This is a genomic window from Pseudomonas sp. SDO5522_S412, assembly GCF_054071215.1.
In genome coordinates this window covers 21764-40284 of sequence record NZ_JBSVWQ010000040.1, presented here as the reverse complement: position 1 = coordinate 40284, position 18521 = coordinate 21764, and the positions used below count along the sequence as shown (strand labels likewise).

The following is an 18521-nucleotide window of genomic DNA, read 5'->3' as shown; positions in this document are numbered from 1 at the left end:
GCGGTGTATCAGTGCCAGATTCATTGGCTGAGCCACCGCATTCGCGAGCAAGCCCGCTCCCACATTTTTGGTCGGGTTTTCACCCAAGGAATCAGCGGTGGGCGGCCACCAGTAGCATCATTGGGCGTTCAAGCTCTTCTGCCAGTGCGGGGCGGGCTTTCAGGTCCGCTTCGCTCGGGCCCCACTCGTCGACATGAGTCAGGGTAAACCCCGCCTGGATCAACAGCGTCAGCAACGTGCCCACGGTGCGATGTTGCTTGATCACACCCTCCGCCAGCCAGTTTGTCACCCGTGGTCCTTGCAACTGGTAGCTGTCCACCGGCCAGCTCTTGCGCCCTTGCTCATCAATCAGCCAGCCCGGCTGCCGGGGCGCCATGAAGATCGGATGCTCGATGGAAAATACCAACCGCCCGCCCGGGACCAACGCTTGATGGATACGCGCGAACAGGCCCTTAAGATCGACGATGTAATGGAACGCCAATGAGCTGTAGGCCAGGTCGAAAGTGGCATCCGGAAGGTCGAGTTTTTCCAGGTCGGCGATGCCATAGGTGATGGCCGAAGAGGACGTCATCTCCCTTGCCCGCGCCAGCATCTTTTGCGAGACATCCAGCCCCAGCACCTGTTCGGCGCCCTGCTCCTGCGCCCAGCGACTGAACCAGCCGTAGCCGCAACCCAGGTCTACGACTTTCAATCCCGACATGGGCGGCAGCATGGATTGCAACGCCGGCCACTCCGGCGCGCCGGCGAGGCCTTCTACCGAGCGGCCCATTTTGCTGTAGCCCTCGAAGAAAACCTCGGTGTCGTAGATGTTCTGGGTCATGACGCTGCTCCGTGCTGAATGGCGACTATTCTGCCGAATCAGCCCTCGCTCAACAACGCATCCACTTCAGCCGTGCCCGGTGACGTGGCCGGCCCCCAGCGCGTGACCGCCAAGGCCGCCGCCGCGTTCGCGCGACGTGCCGCGACAGCTGGCGCCAAACCATTGGCCAGGCCAGCGATAAACACCCCGGCGTGAGCATCGCCGGCACCGTTGCTGTCCACCGCCTTGACCTTGAATCCCGGCACATGCTCGCCCTGGCCATTACGGCTGATCCAGCAGCCATTCGGCCCATCGCGCACCACCAGCAAGGTGTCGGCGGGCAAGTGCTCGTTGAGCTTGAGCAATGCCCCCGCCAGATCGCTCGCGCCGGTAAAGGCCAGCGCTTCCGGACCGTTGCTGGTCCAGATATCGATACGCGGCAACAGGGCGACCATCAAGGCCGAGTCCGGTGCCTTCACCAGCGGGCCCGGATCGAACACCACCGTGATCTGGCGCGGCAATGCCAATAGCCAATCGAGCAACGCCTGGGCCTTGCCTTCCAGCAGCAGGCTGTAGCCGCTGACGTACACGTAGTCGTCGTCGCGTGGTACCGCATTGGCCAGGTCTTGCGCCAGCAAGTCACCCTCAGCGCCGATATGGGAAATGAAGGTACGCTCGGTAGTGGCTTCGGTCAGGGACACACACAGGCCGGTGTCCTTGTCGTCGCTGGCGGCCAGGGCCATTTCAATGCCCTCGACTTGCATCGCCGCGCGCGCCAGGTCGCCGAAGCGGCCGGCGCCATGGCGGCCCAGGTAGACCACCGGCAAGCCGTTGCGTCGGGCCGCGGCCATCACGTTGAAGCCACCGCCGGCTTCGAAGCTGGCGGAGTTGGCCAATACATCGCCACCGGTGGCAGGCAATGTGTCGAGGGACATGACCAGGTCAACGATGACCTGGCCGCTGTGCAGCAATCTAGACATTAGCGCTCTCTACCAAAGCCGGGCGACGATCAGCCGCGCCCCCCAGTACCGCATAAATCCCGCCGGCCACCAGGAAGGTGACGATCCAGCCCAGGCCGTTGTGGCCCAGCCACGAATCGGACAGCGGACCGGCGAACCAGATGTTCTCGGCCGTGGTGCCGATGGTGGTGAAGCTGAAGCCCAGCACGATCGCAATCGCCCAGGCGCCGAACGCACGCCATTCAACTCCGCCACGGTACCAGTAGGCGCTGCTTGGCGTTACGTCCAGCAGGTCTTTGGGGCTGTAGTAGTGGCGATGAATCAGGTCGACGACAAAGATCCCGACCCAGGCGGTGATCGGTACCGCCAGCAACGAGATGAAGGTGATGAACGGGCCGTAGAAACTGTCGGCGATCAGCATGAAGTAGATCGAACCGGCGAAGATCGCAACGATGTCGACGATCACCGCGTGCACGCGCTTGACCTTCAAACCGAGGGTCAAGGTGGTGAGCCCCGCCGAGTACACCGACAGGTTATTCGACAGCAACAGCCCGCCAAACGCGGTGATCAGGTACGGCACCGCCATCCAGGTCGGCAGCATGTCGCGAATCGCGATGATCGGGTCAGTGGCCGACGCCAGGTCGTTGTTGCCCACCGACAGCAAACCGCCGAGGGTGATCAACAGCACCAGCGGAATCCCCGCACCGAATGCCGCGGAGGCCACCAGGCGCACGGCCTTGACGCTGCGGTGCTGGTAGCGCGACATGTCGGCACCGGCGTTGGCCCAGCCGATACCGGTACCGGCCGCCATGGTGCCGACGCCGATGATCATCGCGCTCAACGGCGCAGGCGTGGCGTTGAACACCGCGCTCCAATCGATGGTGGCGCAGAGGAAACCGCCCACCAGGATATTCAGCGCGCCGAACACGTAGGTGGCCCACTTCTGGATCACCAGCAAGGTGGCGTGGCCCAGGCCCGATACGGCGAGGGTCAGCAGCACGAAAATGCCAATGAACAGCAGGGTCAGTACCGGCGCGCTTTTGGCGGCAACCGGCGAGTTGAACAGGATCGAGCACAACGACAACAGCACGAACGCAGCCGTAGTGGTGTTGACGGTTTCCCAGCCGAGGCGCGACATCAGCGACACCAGCGTCGGCCCGATATTGCCGCGTACGCCAAAGATCGCCCGGGACAGGGTCAGGCTCGGTGCACGGCCACGACGGCCGGCGATGGAGATGATGCCGACCACCGCAAACGAACCGGCGGCACCGAGGATTGCGACGATGATCGCCTGCCAGATCGCCAGGCCGCGAAACGCTACGAGGGTCGCGCCCAGGGGCAAGCCGAGGATGCTGATGTTGGCCGCAAACCAGACCCAGAACAGTTGCAGCGGATGGCCGTTGCACTCGCCTTCCGGGACCGGCTCGATGCCGCGTGTTTCCAATTGCCCGGCGCTTTGGCCGGAAGAGGACGTACTCATGGTGGGGTGCTCCTGATGCCTGTTTTTTTGTGGTTGTGGCAGGTTGGCAAGTTGAATCTGTGTGCCGGTCTTCCTGACTCGACTGGATCAATGTGTGGCTTGCCTGCGATAGCGTGGTGTCAGTCGATGATTCATCAACTGATCGACCGCTATCGCAGGCAAGCCAGCTCCCACATTTTTCGATCTGCGGTGCTCAGCGCAGCTTGAGCAGGCCTTGGACCAAGGGTTCCAGGTCCAGTTGGTTAACCTGCTTGACCTGTTCGATCATCGCCTCAGGCCAGCACTGCATCCCCAGGCACGCACCGAGCATCGCACCGAGAATCGCGGCGATGGTGTCGGTGTCGCCGCCGAGGCTGGCGGCCATGCACAGGGCTTCGATGGCGTTCATTTCACCCACCGCGACTTGCTGCGCGAGGGCAAACGACACGACCACCGATTCCTGGGACGCCACCGAGGTGCCGATCAATTCGTAAAGCAGGTCGGTAAACAGCGCCTTGTCGCCGCTGTCGACACTCAAGGTGCGCGCCCAACTGATGCGGGTGGCGATGCGCCCGCCGGCAATCCAATGGCCGTGGTTTTCCGCCTGCTGGGCGATCTGCGTGCCGATGTTCAGCGCTTCGCCCAGATCGACGCCGTTGATCCCGGCGGAAACCACCGCCGCCACCGCCGCCGCGCTGGAGATGCCCAGGTTGGTGTTGTGGGTGACCTGGCACGCCTGGATCACCGCCTGGATAAACTGCGCCGGGTCGTTGACGTCCGCCGCGATGCCCACCGGGGTGATGCGCATGGCGGCGCCGTTGGTGGTGCCGTAGCGCCCGGACTCTTCCGGGGTATGGCCCGCCAGAATCATGTCGATCGCCCGTTTGGTCGAGGGGCCCAGCAAATCCTGGGAACCCTTGGCGCGCATCACCGCTTCCCAGTCGATCAAACGTTGGGCGAGTTCGGTGGGTTCAATCCTGCCCTGCCCGTCCACCAGCAACTGGCCGACGAGGATGGCCTGTTCGGTGTCATCGGTGATCGAGCCCTTGGGCATGTTCGGCGCGATCGGCTGATCGGCGTCGGCATCTTCCAGGCCGGTGATCGCGCCGAAACGCGCCTTGACCTGCTCGCGGCTCAGGGACTGGGTGGGCATGCCCAACGCATCGCCCAAGGCCAGGCCGTAGAAGGCGCCGAGGGCGCGGGTGGTGGCGGTCATGTCGGTGTTCCAAATTGAAGGTGCAAGCGGAAATGCAGAGGGTCGAGCAGGCTTTCGACGGATTCCATGAAGCGGTCCTGGCGGTCGTAGGTGGTGCGCAGGGCCTTGAGGAACACCGTGCCCACCGGGCGCCCCAGGAGCTGGGCGTCTTCTTCGTTCAGAGGCTCGGCACCGATCCATTGGTTGCCGGTGGCGCCGACATAGCCATAGGCCGCCAGGGTGATGGTCAGGGAATTATCGATCAGGCCGACTTGCGGCAGGCTTTCCAGGCCACCGGAGGCCGGCATCAGCGAGCGCTCCAGGGACACGAACGTGCCGTCGGCAGCGCGACGGCGGCGGTCGAGGGCGATGAATTGGTCGCTGCCGTGACGGCTGAGCAGGTCCGGACGGGTGACGGCTTCCAGGCGCAGGATTTCGGAGGTCACCACCGCGCCGGTGTCGGCCAGGGCTTGGGCCCAGCCGCTGCGCTGGTCGAGCACCATGCCGTCGAAGGTGACGATGGAGCCGACACCGCTTTGGGTGGCGATGTAGCTGCGGCGCTTGAGTTCGGCCAGGGCTTCACGCAGCGTGCCGCGGCTGACGGAAAACTCTTCGGCCAGTTGGTGCTCGCCCGGCAGCAGGACACCGTCGGCCATCACTCCACCCTCGATACGGCGGATCAGCTCGTCGACGACGCGTTTTTTCTTATCAAATCGGACATGTCTAATCATGTACAAATTGATAACCGAAAGCGCCCGGCTACAGCAAGCGAATTATTTCAGGGAGAGCGAGAAATCAGCCTCAGGGCTCCAGGCCGATGGGGAAAAATACCCCGCCGCTCCAGACGCCAAGCCAGTTCTTACCGTTGATCGGACGGGTCACCGCCAGCTCCACCAGCTGGTAGAACGCATTGCGGTGAACCAGGGCTTCGAGGTTGGTGCGCACCCGCAGGTATGGCGAGGGTTCCTGGGTGTCCGGGTCGATCACCACCCGCAGCGGATGCTCGATACCGGCCTCGACCTGCTCATCCACGTTGGTGGTAAAGCGCAGGACCTGGCTTTCGCCCTGCCCTTCGACTTCCAGGGTCACGGCGACGAAGGGCGCGTCATCGACCTTGATCCCGACCTTTTCCACCGGGGTGATCAGGAAATAATCATCGCCATCGCGGCGAATGATATTGGAGAACAGCTTGACCATCGGCTTGCGGCCAATCGGCGTGCCCATGTAGAACCAGGTGCCGTCGCGGGCGATGCGCATGTCGATATCGCCGCAAAACGCCGGGTTCCACAGATGCACCGGTGCGGGCCCCTTGCCCTTGGGCAATTGCGCCAACAGGTCATTGGCCTTGGCCGAATCGGTCATGCTGCTCTCCTTGTGTCTTACTGATCGCTCATGCCCAACAGGCTGCGCGCGTAGTGCGCCAGGGGCTTGCCGATCAGGTCATCAGGCTTGTTGTCGTGGAACGTCAGTAAACCGCCACGGCTGTGAATCCGCACAGTATCAATCAAATACTGGGTGCTGGTCTCAATCAACATGACCTGAATGGTGCCGGTGTCGATACCCAGGCGATCCACCGCCTCCTGGTCAGACCATTCATCGGCGTTGCCGATACGGTCATCCGCCTGGGCGAAGCGGCAGTACAGCAGGTAATGCGCACCCGCCGCGCGGGCTTCCGACATCGCCTGCTCGAGGCCTTCCGGCTTGCGGGCGCGGCGGACCATCGGAAAATATTCGACAAAGCCGTTGAAGGCTTCCTCGGCCACCACGTTAGGCCGTGGATAAGCACTGCCCGGCGGGGTGAAGGCGCCCTGGGCGATGAAGACGAAGGAGTCCGGCTGTATGCGGACCGAATTGACGCGGCGAGTATCGCTGTGGTCCAGCAGCCCGGCATCGCTCATCTGATAGCGCGTGCCTTCGGCCATATCACTGACGGTCATGCAGCCACCCAGCGCGAGTGACGCCAGCACCAAAACCAGACTACGCATCCTAATTCTCCAGAGGCCGGTGACGGAAAACCGGCGAATGGGCACGAGATGCAGATTTTGCGCCAGCTTGCGAGACTAGCCGCCGATGATCTTCATGATGGTGGCGCCGCCGGAGAAGGCCACTTCCTGCTTGTCACCCAAGGCCTTGACCAACAAGCGCTGCAAGGCCGGCAGGGCCTGGTGGCGGGGTTTGTCCAGCAGGTCGCCGACGTAGTGGCGGTTGCTCGACGACAGGCAGCCATGCAGCCAGCCGGTGGACGACAGGCGCAAACGCGAACAGGTCCGGCAGAACGGCACGCTTTCGTTGGCGATGACACCGAAGAAACCTTTGCCGGGCACTTCGTAGCGCACGGCAGTGGCGTCCACCGGGGCGTTGGCTTGCAGGTATTCGTACTGTTCGCCGATCAGGCTGAGCAATTGCTGAAGGCTGACGAATTGCTGCAGGAACGCGTTGGAATCGTTGGCCAGGTGGCCCATGCGCATCAATTCGATAAAGCGCAACTCGTAGCCACGCTCCAGGCAGTAGTCGAGCAGCGGCATCACCTGGTCGAGGTTCTGGCCGCGCAGCGGCACCATGTTGACCTTGATCTTGATTCCGGCGGCGCTCGCCTGGTCCATGCCATCGAGCACGGTGGCCAGGTCGCCACCGCGAGCGATGCTGCGGAAGGCGTCGGCGTCCAGGGTGTCGAGGGACACGTTGATCCGGCGAATCCCGGCGTCCACCAGCAGCGGCAGTTTGCGCGCCAGCAGTTGGCCGTTGGTGGTCAGGCTGATATCACTGAGCCCCATCTGCCCCACCGCGCCCATGAAGGCTTCCAGCTTGGGGCTGACCAACGGTTCACCGCCGGTAATCCGCAGGCGCTCGATGCCGGCGGCCTCGATCAGGTACTCGACACCCCGCGCCATCGCCTCGGCCGACAGTTCGTCCTGCGCAGCCACCAGCCGCTTGCCGTTGGGCACGCAGTAGGTACAGGCGTAATTGCAGGCTGAGGTCAGGCTGATCCGCAAATTGCGGAATCGCCTGCCTTGACGATCAACGATCATGGATCACTCCGGCAGAGGATAATTCGGGCGCACTAAAACCTGACTGAAAAATCAAGTTTTAGCAAGGTCCTTGCCTGAGTATATTCCTGGGTTACTGCGCTGGGCAGGAAATCATATCGCCATCACGCTGGCGAATGATTCAAGTGGCCGGCGTTTCGGCGTTCGGCAAATCAGTGCTGTGCTTGCGCTTGTTGCCCATGCGCACGCCGATGTCCATCAGGAACTGGAAGAAACCTTCCTGATCTTCCAGCACATTGCTCCAGAACGGCGAGTGGTACAACGCCACGGCGCCGTGCACCAACGCCCAGGCGGCGCAGTAGTGGAAATACGGTGGCACGTCTTCGAGCTTGCCTTCGCTGATACGGCCCTTGATCAGCAGGGTCAGGCGTTCGAAGTTCGAGGCACGGATCTTGTGCAGCTCCTCGACCATTTCCGGCACCTGATGGCCCTTCACCACTTTTTCTTCCAGGCGATCAAACAAGCGGTAGCGCTGCGGGTCACGCATGCGGAACTCGAAGTAGGCGCGGGACAGCGCTTCCTTGTCCTTGTCGACATCGGCCGAGTGCAGCAGCTCGTTCAGGTCGCGCTCGTAGTCGAGCATCAGGCGCAGGTAGATCTCGGCCTTGGACTTGAAGTGCTTGTAGATGGTGCCTTTGCCGATACCCACGGCATCCGCAATCATCTCGACGGTGACGCTGTCTTCACCCTGGTCGAGGAACAGCTTGAGTGCGGTGTCGAGAATTTCCTGCTCGCGGCGGCGAAACTCACGGACCTTGCGGGGTTCTTTGTGCATAAGAAAAAGGTCTGCAGAGATGGATATTGGAAGGGCGTTCGCTCCCCAAGCCGTGCTTGTCGGAACGTTTTACCCGGTGCGCGGGATTATCCCGACTGAACGGTCGTTGGGCAACGCCTATATGAACAACCTTTGCACTTAACTTACAACACGCCAACGAATGTGCCGATTCGAGTCAGAAATAAAACAGGTGATTGGCGCGTGTGCATCGCATCCAATGAGAACTCAACCGAAGCGGGCGTATTCCAAATCTGTTTAAAAAACGATCAGATGTGGCTGGACTGAATCGGATACTGATCAATACTTGAAATGTCGGCGTGGCATCTCCCCCAAGTGACGCGTCGACCTGGGTACCGACGGACTGCGTACCCTTGTTTTACTCCTAATGGTCTTAGCCCGGATTCACCCCCCAGAACCCGGGTTTTTTTTGCCTGCGATTCAGTGGCCGACGTGGGCCAGCGGGAACAGGCGCTTGAAGTTTTCGGTGGTCTGTTCGGCAAAGCGCTCGTAGGACTCGCCCCGCAGCATCGCCAGGTAATCCGCCACATCCCGTACGTATTCCGGCAGGTTGGGTTTGCCGCGATGAGGAATTGGCGCCAGGTACGGCGAATCGGTTTCCACCAGCAGGCGGTCTGCCGGGACCTGGCGTGCAACATCGCGCAGGGCATCGGCGTTGCGGAAGGTCACGATGCCCGACAAGGAAATGTAGAAACCAAGGTCCAGCGCGGCCTTGGCCATGTCCCAGTCTTCAGTGAAGCAATGCAGCACACCAGCCTGGGGCAGCGCGGCTTCGCGCAGCAGGGTCAGGGTGTCGGCACGGGCGCCACGGGTGTGGACGATCACCGGCTTGCCAGTCTGCTGGGCGGCTTGCAGGTGCAGACGGAACGACGCCTGCTGCAACTCGGCGGCTTCCGGTTCGTAGTGGTAATCCAGGCCGGTCTCACCGATGGCCACCACGCGCGGGTGATTGAGTTCACCGAGCAGCCAGTCGAGGGCCGGGGCTTCGCCGGGCTTGAGGTCCAGCGGGTGAATGCCCACCGAGCAGTCGACATCGGCATAACGATCGGCCAGGGCTTTGACGTCGGCGGCGTTTTCCGCGCTGACGCCGATGCACAGGAAGTGCCCTACCCCGCGCTGGCGCGCAGCTTCAAGGGCGGCGTCGAGGGAGCCGTTGTGCTGGGCCAGGTCGAGGCGATCAAGGTGGCAATGGGAATCTACGAGCATAGGGATCTACAACTTGAGTCACGGAAAGTGTCTGGCCAACGATACACCCGTCGGCCACTGAAATTAACGGCGGCCGAGCAAACCGACCCACTGCACCAGCAAGGCCTCAAGCAACAGCACGCGATTGAGGTTGGCCTTGCCGAGGACCTTCTGGCGTTGGGCGAGGATCCAGTCCTGGATGTTCAGCACCTTGTCCTGGGCGCTCTTCTGCGCCAGGTATTGCACGACTTTGCGCATGTCCGGCAGCCCAAGGCCGTTTTCGTCCTGGGTCAGCTGGTAGCGCAGGATCAGGCTCGACCAGTCGCAAAACCAGTCGAACAGCAGCAGCAAGGGAATGTCTTTCCAGGCGCTTTCGGCCAGTTGCGTGGCCGACACTTCCTGCTTGAGCAGTTTCTTCACCCCGTCCACCACCAGCGCACGCTGTTCACGCACGCCCTGGGCCTGGAGCTTGACCGCCGCCAGAGGCGAACCGGCCGCCAGGGTCAGCAACTCGACGCGCTCCGCCTCGCCGCAGTCCGGCAACGCCTGGGCCAGCCACTGCAAGCTCATGGCTTCGCTCGGCAACGGGCAGGCCTGCTGCACGCAGCGGCTGCGGATGGTCGGCAGCAGGCGGCTGGACTGGTGGCTGACCAGCAGCAGCACGGTATCGCCGGACGGTTCTTCCAGGCTCTTGAGCAAGGCGTTGGCGGCGTTGATGTTCATCGACTCCACCGGTTCGATCAGCACCACCTTGCGCCCGCCCATCTGCGCGGTCTGCACCACGAAGCTGACCAGATCACGCACCTGGTCGACCTTGATCGCCTTGTCGGCCTCTTCCGGTTCCAGCAGATAGTTGTCCGGGTGGCTGCCGGCCTTGAGCAGCATGCAGGATTTACATTCGCCGCAGGCTTCCAGGCCGTTGGGCCGCTGGCACAACAAGCTGGCCATCAGCCGCTCGGCCAGGGCGCGCTTGCCGATGCCCACCGGGCCGTGGAGCAGGTAGGCGTGGGCGTGCTGGGCACGGCCCGCCAGTTGCTGCCAGAGGCTGTCCTGCCATGGATAGGCTTCAGCCACGGACACGCTCCACAAGCTTCGGCAACAGGGCGTCAATGCATTGCTGAACCTGAGTCAACGGTTGTGCGGCGTCCAACAGGTAGTAACGAGCGGGGTCGGCTTCGGCGCGCTTGAGAAACGCGCCGCGCACAGCTTCAAAAAAGACTCGGGTTTCCAGTTCGAAACGATCGAGGCGACCCCGGGCGGTGGCACGGGCCATGCCGACTTCCACCGGGAGATCGAACACCAGGGTCAGGTCGGGCCGCAAATCGCCCTGGACGAAGGTTTCCAGCGTCGCAATGCGCTCAAGGGACAAGCCACGACCGCCGCCCTGATAGGCATAGGTGGAGTCGGTAAACCGGTCACAAATCACCACGGCGCCCCGGGCCAGTGCCGGGCGAATGACTTCGGCCAGGTGCTGGGCGCGGGCGGCGAACACCAGCAACAGTTCGGTGTCGGGGTTCATCTGTTCGTCGCCCGGGGTCAGCAGCACTTCACGGATACGCTCGGCCAGTGGCGTGCCGCCAGGCTCACGGGTCAGCAGCACCTCGATACCTTCGGCGCGCAGGCGCTCGGCCAGGTATTCACGGTTGGTGCTCTTGCCGGCGCCTTCCGGGCCTTCCAGGGTAATAAACAAGCCAGTCACAGGCAGTCCTTAGTCAGAGTCATTGCGGGCTTTGCGGTGCGGCGTCATCGGGTGCCGGAGCCGGCTCGGCGGGCGTATCCACCGGCGCGTCCGCAGGCTTTGCCGCCGGCGCCGGGCTGGAACGGTAATCGGCGCGACGCTTCATCTGGAACTCACGCACTGCAGCGTTATGCGCATCCAGGTTATCCGAGAAAATATGGCTGCCATCGCCTCGGGCAACGAAATACAGGCTGCTGCCCGCCACCGGGTTCAGCGCAGCATGAATCGCCTCCCGCCCGACCATGGCGATCGGCGTCGGCGGCAGGCCGGCGATCACGTAGGTGTTGTAGGGCGTGGCTTCCTTGAGGTGCGCGCGGGTCAGCTTGCCGGTGTAGCGCTCGCCGAGGCCGTAGATCACCGTCGGGTCGGTTTGCAGCAGCATGCCGATCTGCATGCGCCGCACGAATACCCCGGCGATCTGGCCGCGCTCTTCCGGCACGCCGGTTTCTTTCTCCACCAGCGAGGCCATGATCAGCGCTTGATAGGGGTCGGTGTACGGCGCATCGGCCGCGCGCTTGCTCCACTCCTGGGCGAGGACATCGTCCAGACGGTTGTAGGATTTTTTCAGTAGTTCAACGTCGCTCATGCCGCGCACGAAGCGGTAGGTGTCCGGGAAGAAGCGCCCTTCAGGAAATACGCCCGGGTGGCCGAGTTTTTCCATCACCTCGCTGTCACTCAGGCCGGACAGGGTCTGCTCGATCTTTTCATGCTTGGCCAGGGCCGCGCGCACCTGGCGGAAGTTCCAGCCTTCCACCAGCGTAATGCTGTACTGCACCACTTCGCCACGCTGCCACAGGCCGATCAGGCCCTCGGCGGTGAGGCCCGGGGTCATGCGGTATTCGCCGCTGTGCAGCGGCTGGCCGTCGAGGTTGAAGCGCCAGTAGAGACGCAACCAGAACGCATCCTTGAGCACGCCGTCGTTTTCCAGGCGATTGAAGGTGCCGGTGGGCGTCGCGCCGGCCGGTACGTCCAGCAATTGCTCCTGGGTCAGATTCAAGGGCTGTTCAAGGGCCGAGTTCAGCTTCCAGGCCGAAGCGCCCAGCAGCAAACCCGCCAGGACCAGACCGATCTCCAGCAACAATACAAATTTACGTCTCAAATCAAATATCCAATAGTGCGCGAACAATGCCCTGCAGTTTACGGGTGAGCGGCCCAACCGGCCAGCTCATCGCAGCACATCCGCGCACCGGCCAAATGCCATATACGCTGTTGCACACCAAGACTTCATCGGCCTGTTGCAGCTGCTCAAGGCTGATATCGGCCACGCTCGTCGGGATGCCCAACGCCTGCGCCTGGGCCAACAGCTCGGCCCGCATGACGCCGGCGACGCCACAGCGATTCAGATCAGCGGTCAGCAACACGCCGTTACGCACCAGAAACAGGTTGCTGAAGACGCCTTCGATGACTCGACCGGACATATCCAGCATCAAACCTTCGGCGTGTTCGGCATCCTGCCACTCGGCGCGGGCGAACACCTGTTCCAGGCGATTGAGGTGCTTGAGGCCGGCAAGCAACGGTTGCTCGGACAAACGCGTGGTACACGCAAACAGGCGAATGCCTGACGCTGCATGTTCCGGGGGATAAGTGGCAGGTGGACTGCCTTGCAGAATGCGCCGCGCCGGAGCGCCAGCACTGATGCCATAACCGCGCTGGCTATCGCCACGGGTCAGGATCAACTTGAGTACACCGTCACCGAGGGCAGCGGCGTAGGCCAGCAATTCGCTGCGGATCAGGGGTTGATCCGCAACAATCGCCAACCGCCTGCAACCTTCTTCAAGGCGCTGCAGGTGGCGGTCAAGCAGCACGGGCTGCCCGGCCTTGACGGCAATGGTCTCGAACAGTCCATCACCGTATGCCAGGCCACGGTCTTTCAGGGGCACTTCGCCCGCCGGCTGACCGTCGACCCAGCTCTCCATCACTCGGCGAACCGGCGGAACACCAGGGAACCGTTGGTACCACCAAAACCGAACGAGTTGGACAGCACCACGTCGATCGGCATCTTCTGCGGCTCGTGAGGCACGAAGTTCAGGTCGCAGCCCTCATCCGGTTCATCGAGGTTGATGGTCGGCGGAGCGACCTGATCCTTGATGGCCAGCACGCTGAAGATTGCCTCGACCGCGCCCGCCGCACCCAACAGGTGCCCGGTCATGGACTTGGTGGAACTGACCGCCAGCTTGTAGGCATGCTCGCCGAACACCGACTTGATGGCCTCGGCTTCCGCCAGGTCGCCGGTCGGGGTCGAAGTGCCATGGGCATTGATGTACTGCACCTGGTCAACGTTGACCTTGGCATCACGCAACGCATTGGTGATGCAGCGTGCAGCACCCGCGCCGTCCGACGGAGGCGAGGTCATGTGGTACGCATCACCACTCATGCCGAAACCAATCAGCTCGGCGTAGATGGTGGCGCCACGGGCCTTCGCGTGCTCCAGCTCTTCGAGTACCAGCGCACCGGCACCGTCGGCCAGAACAAAACCGTCGCGGCCCTTGTCCCACGGACGGCTGGCACGGGTCGGCTCGTCATTGCGGGTCGACAACGCACGGGACGCGCCGAAGCCGCCCATGCCCAAACCGCAGGCGGCCATCTCGGCACCGCCGGCGATCATCACGTCGGCCTCGTCATAGGCGATATTGCGCGCCGCCATGCCGATGCAGTGAGTGCCCGTGGTGCACGCCGTGGAAATGGCGTAGTTAGGCCCCTGGGCACCCAAGTGGATGGACAGGAAACCGGAAATCATGTTGATGATCGAGCCAGGCACGAAGAACGGTGAAATTCTGCGAGGGCCGGACTCATGCAGGGTGCGGCTGGTTTCTTCGATATTGGTCAGACCGCCAATACCCGAACCCATGGCCACGCCGATGCGCTCACGGTTGGCGTCGGTGACTTCCAGGCCGGCATTACGCACCGCCTGAAATCCGGCTGCCAGGCCGTATTGAATGAACAGGTCGAGTTTGCGGGACTCTTTGACCGAGAGATATTCCTCGACATTGAAGTCCTTTACCGAGCCGCCAAAACGGGTGGAATAGGCAGAAAGGTCCGTGTGTTCGATCAGACCAATACCACTGCGGCCAGCCAGAATGCCCTGCCAACTGCTCGGCACATCCGTACCCAGTGGCGACAACATACCCATACCGGTGACTACGACGCGTCTACGCGACACAGCACTCTCCTTTTTCTAATGACGACACTTTGCATCAGGCTTAAAGGAAAAAACCGCACGCCATAGGGCAGTGCGGTTTTTCCATCACAGCAAGCGACGATTACAAACTATTACGCCTGGTGGCTAGTAACGTAGTCGATAGCAGCTTGAACGGTAGTGATTTTTTCAGCTTCTTCGTCCGGGATTTCGGTCTCGAATTCCTCTTCCAGAGCCATCACCAGCTCAACGGTGTCAAGGGAGTCGGCACCCAGGTCTTCAACGAAGGAAGCGCTGTTGGTCACTTCTTCTTCTTTAACGCCCAGTTGCTCGGCAACGATTTTCTTGACGCGCTCTTCGATGGTGCTCATACCTTGTTTTCACTCCTAATGGACAAATTCAGGCAGCTGGCCAGTGGGTAAGTGTATAGAAAGACTTTTCAGCTTTTCAACTGAAAGCTTCACCCTCGTACCCTATTGGCCATCTGCCTATAAATAGATTGCAGCTTTATAACGGATTTTAGACAGCTCGTATGACATTTTTTTGAAGCGATCCGTCACAATTTAACTCATGTACATCCCGCCGTTCACCGGGATTGTAGCCCCAGTCACGTATGCCGCACCGTCGGATGCCAGGAAAGCGACCACATTCGCGATCTCTTGGGCCTGGCCCAGACGGCCCAGCGGAATCTGCGTCAGCAACGCTTCACGCTGCGCTTCAGGCAATTCGCGGGTCATATCGGTGTCGATGAACCCTGGGGCCACCGAGTTGACCGTAATCGACCGCGAGCCTACTTCACGCGCCAATGCACGGCTGAAACCTTCCAGACCGGCCTTGGCGGCTGCGTAGTTTACTTGGCCTGCGTTGCCCATGGCACCCACAACAGAGCCAATATTGATAATTCGACCCCAACGAGCCTTGGTCATGCCGCGCAAAACACCCTTGGACAGGCGAAACAGACTGTTCAGGTTGGTATCAACGACGTCATGCCACTCGTCGTCTTTCATACGCATCATCAGGTTATCGCGGGTAATACCGGCATTGTTCACCAGAATAGCCGGTGCACCGAATTGCGCCGTGATTTCAGCCAATACGGCCGCCACGGACTCATCGCTGGTCACGTTAAGCTCAAGACCGGTGCCCTGGACGCCGTTTTCCTTCAGCGTCGCGGCAATACGTTCAGCGCCGGCGGCGGAGGTTGCGGTACCGATGACCACAGCGCCCAGACGGCCCAGCTCCAGGGCGATCGCCTGGCCAATGCCACGGCTTGCGCCGGTGACCAGTGCAACTTTACCTTGCAGACTCATGCAGGCTTCTCCTAGGTTCGGAAATTAACGTCAGGCCAGGGCTGCGCGAGCGGCAGCGAAGGCATCCGGGGTATTGAGGTTGGAAGTCGACACGCCTTCGGCGCAACGCTTGTTCAGGCCGGCGAGGACTTTGCCCGGGCCGCACTCTACCAATTGGGTGGCGCCGTTGGCGGCCAGGGTCTGCACCGACTCAACCCAGCGAACCGGCTTGTACAGCTGTTCCAGCAGATCGCGCTTGAGGGTTTCCAGGTCAGAGGCCACGGCGGCACTGACGTTCTGCACCAACGGAATCTGCGGCGCCTGCCAGTTGATCGCAGCGATCGACTCGGCGAAACGCTCGGCAGCCGGGCGCATCAGTTCGCAGTGGGACGGCACGCTGACCGGCAACGGCAACGCACGCTTGGCGCCACGGGCCTTGCAGCCTTCGATGGCGCGCTCTACCGCCGCCTTGGCGCCGGCGATCACCACCTGGCCAGGGGAGTTGAAGTTCACGGCGCTGACCACTTCGCCCTGGGCCGCTTCGGCGCAGGCGGCAATCACGTCAGCATCTTCCAGGCCGAGAATGGCAGCCATGCCGCCCTGCCCGGCAGGAACCGCTTCCTGCATCAACTGGCCACGACGCTCCACCAGCTTGACCGCTTCACCGAGGGTCAGGCTGCCAGCGGCCACCAGGGCGCTGTATTCGCCCAGGCTATGACCGGCAACGTAGGCCGGACGTGCGCCGCCTTCAGCCAGCCACAGGCGCCACAGGGCGATGGAGGCGGTGAGGATGGCGGGTTGGGTCTTGTCGGTTTGATTGAGCAGCTCTTCCGGCCCTTGCTGGGTCAGTGCCCACAGGTCGTAACCCAAGGCATCGGAGGCTTCCTTGAAAGTGTCCAGGACCAACTGATGTTCCGCGCCCAGCTCGGCCAACATGCCGAGGGACTGCGAACCCTGCCCTGGAAAGACGAATGCGAGGGATGTAGACATGTAACAAGCCCCTAATGATCTGGTCGTCGGAAATTGGCGCCCCACACGTGGGAGCGCAAGAAACTGACAGATTGGATGGTCAATTGAACTGGCCGGTCACATTTAAGCATTTCCGGCCCGATTCGCCTAAGGCAACAGATCCTCAAGGCGGCCGTGCAAGCGTTGCGGCAGGTTTTCCTGGATCTCGATCAAGGCGCGCTGGATGGCACTTTGAAAACCCTGCACCCCCGCCGAACCATGACTTTTCACCACGATGCCCTGCAACCCCAGGAAACTCGCACCATTGTGCCGCGCCGGAGCCAGGTCAGCCTGCAAGCGCCGCATCAAGGGCAGCGCCAGGGCGCCCACCAGGCGTGACGCCAGGTTGCGCTTGAACAAGGCCTCGATGCGCGCAGCAATCATCGTCGCCAGGCCCTCGCTGGACTTGAGCAGGATATTGCCGACAAAACCGTCGCACACCACCACGTCGGCTTCGCCGCGGTACAGACCGTCACCCTCGACAAAGCCGATGTAGTTCAGGCCTCGCGCGCTTTGCAACAGCGTCGCCGCCAGCTTGACCTGCTGGTTGCCCTTGATGTCTTCGGTGCCGATATTCAGCAGCGCCACCCGAGGCCGGGCCACGCCCAGCGCTTCGGCCGCCACCGAGCCCATCAGGGCAAAGTGCAGCAGATGCTCGGCACTGCAATCGACGTTCGCCCCCAGGTCCAGCAACTGGCAATAGCCCTGCTGGGTCGGAATAGCCGCAACCATCGCCGGCCGGTCAATGCCCGGCAGGGTTTTCAGCACATGCCGGGACAACGCCATCAACGCCCCGGTATTGCCGGCACTGACACAGGCCTGGGCCTTGCCGTCGCGTACCAGCTCAAGCGCCACCCGCATCGAAGAATCAGGCTTGCCGCGCAAGGCCTGCGCAGGCTTTTCATCCATGGTGATGGTTTCGCTGGCCGGTGTAATAGTCAGGCGCGCGCGATCCACCGCCGGATGGCTGGCAATCAGTTCTTCAAGTAAGGAGGGTTGACCGACGAGGGTCAGGTGCAGCGAGGGCGTGGCAGACAGGCAAGCAATGCAGGCCTGAACAATGCTGCGGGGACCGAAGTCCCCGCCCATTGCGTCAATCGCGATGACTTGAGCAGACAAGTGATTACTCGTCAGCGCCCTTGTCGATCACTTTACGGCCACGGTATACGCCTTCTGGCGATACGTGGTGACGCAGGTGAACTTCACCGGTGGTTTTTTCTACAGACAGAGTGCTTGCCGTCAGGGCGTCGTGCGAACGACGCATGTCACGGGCAGAGCGGGATTTTTTGTTCTGCTGAACAGCCATAATTGATTAACTCCTAAACGTTTGGGTCACGCTTTAACTGCGCCAATACACTGAACGGGTTGGACCGCGTTACCTCGTCCTCGCTCGGTTCGGGCTCATCGAGACCCGCCGGCTGCTGGCATTCTTCCGGATGATGAGCAGGCACAATGGGCAAGGCGAGCAAAAGCTCCTCCTCGATCAGTGACTGCAGATCCAAAGGATCTTCGCCCAGTTCCAGCACGTCATAACCTTTCGGCAACGACTGGGTATTCGCACCCTCTTTCACCACAGCATAACTGCATTCGCTGTGGATCGGCAGGGTGACCAGCTCAAGACAACGCTGGCAAACCATTTTGACTTCGGTGTCGATAAAGCTGTGGATTACCACAGACTTACGTTCATCTCGTTCAAAAACGAATTTAGCCTGCACCGTACCGACAGTGTCGGAAAGCGGGTCGCAGAGTCTCTCCAAATCGGCCAGGAGCAGCTCACCTTGAAGGGTGGTGCCACGATCAGCCAATTTGCGCGGGTCAACGTGAGGTGGAATCGGGTCATTCAACATAGGCGCAGCATTATAGGGATGCACCCGGCCATGTCAAAGGAAATTCAGCCCTGTCCGTCACCGGGCCTC

Annotated in this window: 21 protein-coding genes; all 21 read right to left on the bottom strand. The window is 61.7% G+C overall.

The genetic code is table 11. The features are described from left to right. Positions 1 to 91: 91 nt before the first annotated feature. The 21 genes from ACW9I6_RS11915 to ACW9I6_RS11815 all read right to left on the bottom strand — a co-directional run bounded on the left by ACW9I6_RS11915 (position 92) and on the right by ACW9I6_RS11815 (position 18452). A complete protein-coding gene (locus ACW9I6_RS11915) occupies positions 92 to 820 on the bottom strand; it encodes a class I SAM-dependent methyltransferase (protein WP_457339328.1) in 729 nt (242 codons plus the stop codon). Between the two features lie 38 nt (positions 821 to 858). Continuing rightward, positions 859 to 1779: a PfkB family carbohydrate kinase gene (locus ACW9I6_RS11910; RefSeq protein ID WP_457339327.1), complete on the bottom strand. Its 921-nt coding sequence runs from the start codon at positions 1777 to 1779 to the stop codon at positions 859 to 861. After that, positions 1772 to 3238, bottom strand: a complete 1467-nt coding sequence (locus ACW9I6_RS11905; RefSeq protein ID WP_008434943.1) for a purine-cytosine permease family protein — start codon at positions 3236 to 3238, stop codon at positions 1772 to 1774. Before ACW9I6_RS11905 ends, ACW9I6_RS11910 begins: the two co-directional genes overlap by 8 nt. A gap of 193 nt (positions 3239 to 3431) precedes the next feature. Next, the gene (locus ACW9I6_RS11900; protein ID WP_214499506.1) at positions 3432 to 4433 is read right to left on the bottom strand and encodes an ADP-ribosylglycohydrolase family protein; all 1002 of its coding nucleotides are present in this window, start codon (positions 4431 to 4433) and stop codon (positions 3432 to 3434) included. Continuing rightward, positions 4430 to 5143 (bottom strand): GntR family transcriptional regulator, encoded by a 714-nt coding sequence (locus tag ACW9I6_RS11895; RefSeq protein WP_080673275.1) that lies wholly within the window; start codon positions 5141 to 5143, stop codon positions 4430 to 4432. Before ACW9I6_RS11895 ends, ACW9I6_RS11900 begins: the two co-directional genes overlap by 4 nt. 70 nt (positions 5144 to 5213) lie before the next feature. After that, positions 5214 to 5774 (bottom strand): DUF1285 domain-containing protein, encoded by a 561-nt coding sequence (locus ACW9I6_RS11890; protein ID WP_457339326.1) that lies wholly within the window; start codon positions 5772 to 5774, stop codon positions 5214 to 5216. A 17-nt stretch (positions 5775 to 5791) separates the two neighbouring features. After that, positions 5792 to 6397, bottom strand: a complete 606-nt coding sequence (locus tag ACW9I6_RS11885; RefSeq protein WP_063027950.1) for a DUF4823 domain-containing protein — start codon at positions 6395 to 6397, stop codon at positions 5792 to 5794. Positions 6398 to 6472: 75 nt separating this feature from the next. Continuing rightward, positions 6473 to 7441, bottom strand: a complete 969-nt coding sequence (locus ACW9I6_RS11880) for a GTP 3',8-cyclase MoaA (RefSeq protein WP_004371275.1) — start codon at positions 7439 to 7441, stop codon at positions 6473 to 6475. 139 nt (positions 7442 to 7580) lie between these two features. Continuing rightward, a complete protein-coding gene (locus ACW9I6_RS11875) occupies positions 7581 to 8234 on the bottom strand; it encodes a TetR/AcrR family transcriptional regulator (RefSeq protein WP_004371278.1) in 654 nt (217 codons plus the stop codon). A 438-nt stretch (positions 8235 to 8672) separates the two neighbouring features. Continuing rightward, complete coding sequence (locus ACW9I6_RS11870) at positions 8673 to 9458, bottom strand: TatD family hydrolase (protein WP_087692771.1); 786 nt, start codon at positions 9456 to 9458, stop codon at positions 8673 to 8675. Positions 9459 to 9521: 63 nt separating this feature from the next. Next, positions 9522 to 10511 (bottom strand): DNA polymerase III subunit delta', encoded by a 990-nt coding sequence (locus ACW9I6_RS11865; protein ID WP_004371282.1) that lies wholly within the window; start codon positions 10509 to 10511, stop codon positions 9522 to 9524. Then, positions 10504 to 11136: a dTMP kinase gene (tmk, locus tag ACW9I6_RS11860; RefSeq protein ID WP_177027694.1), complete on the bottom strand. Its 633-nt coding sequence runs from the start codon at positions 11134 to 11136 to the stop codon at positions 10504 to 10506. The genes ACW9I6_RS11865 and tmk overlap by 8 nt, the downstream gene beginning before the upstream one ends. 19 nt (positions 11137 to 11155) lie before the next feature. Then, positions 11156 to 12274 (bottom strand): endolytic transglycosylase MltG, encoded by a 1119-nt coding sequence (gene mltG, locus ACW9I6_RS11855; RefSeq protein ID WP_177027693.1) that lies wholly within the window; start codon positions 12272 to 12274, stop codon positions 11156 to 11158. 1 nt (position 12275) lies between these two features. Continuing rightward, positions 12276 to 13091 carry an aminodeoxychorismate lyase gene (pabC, locus tag ACW9I6_RS11850; RefSeq protein WP_457339325.1) on the bottom strand — a complete coding sequence of 272 codons (816 nt, stop codon included), beginning with the start codon at positions 13089 to 13091 and terminating at the stop codon, positions 12276 to 12278. Next, positions 13091 to 14335 (bottom strand): beta-ketoacyl-ACP synthase II, encoded by a 1245-nt coding sequence (gene fabF, locus ACW9I6_RS11845; RefSeq protein ID WP_004371291.1) that lies wholly within the window; start codon positions 14333 to 14335, stop codon positions 13091 to 13093. The genes pabC and fabF overlap by 1 nt, the downstream gene beginning before the upstream one ends. Positions 14336 to 14445: 110 nt before the next feature. Continuing rightward, positions 14446 to 14682 (bottom strand): acyl carrier protein, encoded by a 237-nt coding sequence (gene acpP / locus ACW9I6_RS11840; RefSeq protein ID WP_004371293.1) that lies wholly within the window; start codon positions 14680 to 14682, stop codon positions 14446 to 14448. 192 nt (positions 14683 to 14874) lie between these two features. Then, on the bottom strand, positions 14875 to 15618 hold the full coding sequence (gene fabG, locus ACW9I6_RS11835) for a 3-oxoacyl-ACP reductase FabG (RefSeq protein WP_004371297.1): 744 nt from the start codon (positions 15616 to 15618) through the stop codon (positions 14875 to 14877). Positions 15619 to 15648: 30 nt separating this feature from the next. Beyond that, the gene (fabD, locus tag ACW9I6_RS11830; RefSeq protein ID WP_023659248.1) at positions 15649 to 16587 is read right to left on the bottom strand and encodes an ACP S-malonyltransferase; all 939 of its coding nucleotides are present in this window, start codon (positions 16585 to 16587) and stop codon (positions 15649 to 15651) included. Between the two features lie 126 nt (positions 16588 to 16713). Continuing rightward, on the bottom strand, positions 16714 to 17724 hold the full coding sequence (plsX, locus tag ACW9I6_RS11825; RefSeq protein WP_080673274.1) for a phosphate acyltransferase PlsX: 1011 nt from the start codon (positions 17722 to 17724) through the stop codon (positions 16714 to 16716). Positions 17725 to 17728: 4 nt separating this feature from the next. Further along, positions 17729 to 17911 carry a 50S ribosomal protein L32 gene (rpmF, locus tag ACW9I6_RS11820; protein ID WP_004371305.1) on the bottom strand — a complete coding sequence of 61 codons (183 nt, stop codon included), beginning with the start codon at positions 17909 to 17911 and terminating at the stop codon, positions 17729 to 17731. A gap of 13 nt (positions 17912 to 17924) precedes the next feature. Continuing rightward, complete coding sequence (locus ACW9I6_RS11815) at positions 17925 to 18452, bottom strand: YceD family protein (protein ID WP_004371317.1); 528 nt, start codon at positions 18450 to 18452, stop codon at positions 17925 to 17927. Between the last annotated feature and the right edge of the window lie 69 nt (positions 18453 to 18521).

What these genes read in the sequence shown, in the direction of transcription:
- ACW9I6_RS11875 (WP_004371278.1), bottom strand. Translation starts at nt 8,234, where the DNA reads ATGCACAAAGAACCCCGCAAGGTCCGTGAGTTTCGCCGCCGCGAGCAG.
- ACW9I6_RS11890 (WP_457339326.1), bottom strand. Translation starts at nt 5,774, where the DNA reads ATGACCGATTCGGCCAAGGCCAATGACCTGTTGGCGCAATTGCCCAAG.
- fabD (WP_023659248.1), bottom strand. Translation starts at nt 16,587, where the DNA reads ATGTCTACATCCCTCGCATTCGTCTTTCCAGGGCAGGGTTCGCAGTCC.
- ACW9I6_RS11910 (WP_457339327.1), bottom strand. Translation starts at nt 1,779, where the DNA reads ATGTCTAGATTGCTGCACAGCGGCCAGGTCATCGTTGACCTGGTCATG.
- acpP (WP_004371293.1), bottom strand. Translation starts at nt 14,682, where the DNA reads ATGAGCACCATCGAAGAGCGCGTCAAGAAAATCGTTGCCGAGCAACTG.
- ACW9I6_RS11870 (WP_087692771.1), bottom strand. Translation starts at nt 9,458, where the DNA reads ATGCTCGTAGATTCCCATTGCCACCTTGATCGCCTCGACCTGGCCCAG.
- ACW9I6_RS11815 (WP_004371317.1), bottom strand. Translation starts at nt 18,452, where the DNA reads ATGTTGAATGACCCGATTCCACCTCACGTTGACCCGCGCAAATTGGCT.
- ACW9I6_RS11885 (WP_063027950.1), bottom strand. Translation starts at nt 6,397, where the DNA reads ATGCGTAGTCTGGTTTTGGTGCTGGCGTCACTCGCGCTGGGTGGCTGC.
- ACW9I6_RS11900 (WP_214499506.1), bottom strand. Translation starts at nt 4,433, where the DNA reads ATGACCGCCACCACCCGCGCCCTCGGCGCCTTCTACGGCCTGGCCTTG.
- ACW9I6_RS11905 (WP_008434943.1), bottom strand. Translation starts at nt 3,238, where the DNA reads ATGAGTACGTCCTCTTCCGGCCAAAGCGCCGGGCAATTGGAAACACGC.
- rpmF (WP_004371305.1), bottom strand. Translation starts at nt 17,911, where the DNA reads ATGGCTGTTCAGCAGAACAAAAAATCCCGCTCTGCCCGTGACATGCGT.
- ACW9I6_RS11915 (WP_457339328.1), bottom strand. Translation starts at nt 820, where the DNA reads ATGACCCAGAACATCTACGACACCGAGGTTTTCTTCGAGGGCTACAGC.
- fabG (WP_004371297.1), bottom strand. Translation starts at nt 15,618, where the DNA reads ATGAGTCTGCAAGGTAAAGTTGCACTGGTCACCGGCGCAAGCCGTGGC.
- pabC (WP_457339325.1), bottom strand. Translation starts at nt 13,091, where the DNA reads ATGGAGAGCTGGGTCGACGGTCAGCCGGCGGGCGAAGTGCCCCTGAAA.
- ACW9I6_RS11880 (WP_004371275.1), bottom strand. Translation starts at nt 7,441, where the DNA reads ATGATCGTTGATCGTCAAGGCAGGCGATTCCGCAATTTGCGGATCAGC.
- ACW9I6_RS11895 (WP_080673275.1), bottom strand. Translation starts at nt 5,143, where the DNA reads ATGATTAGACATGTCCGATTTGATAAGAAAAAACGCGTCGTCGACGAG.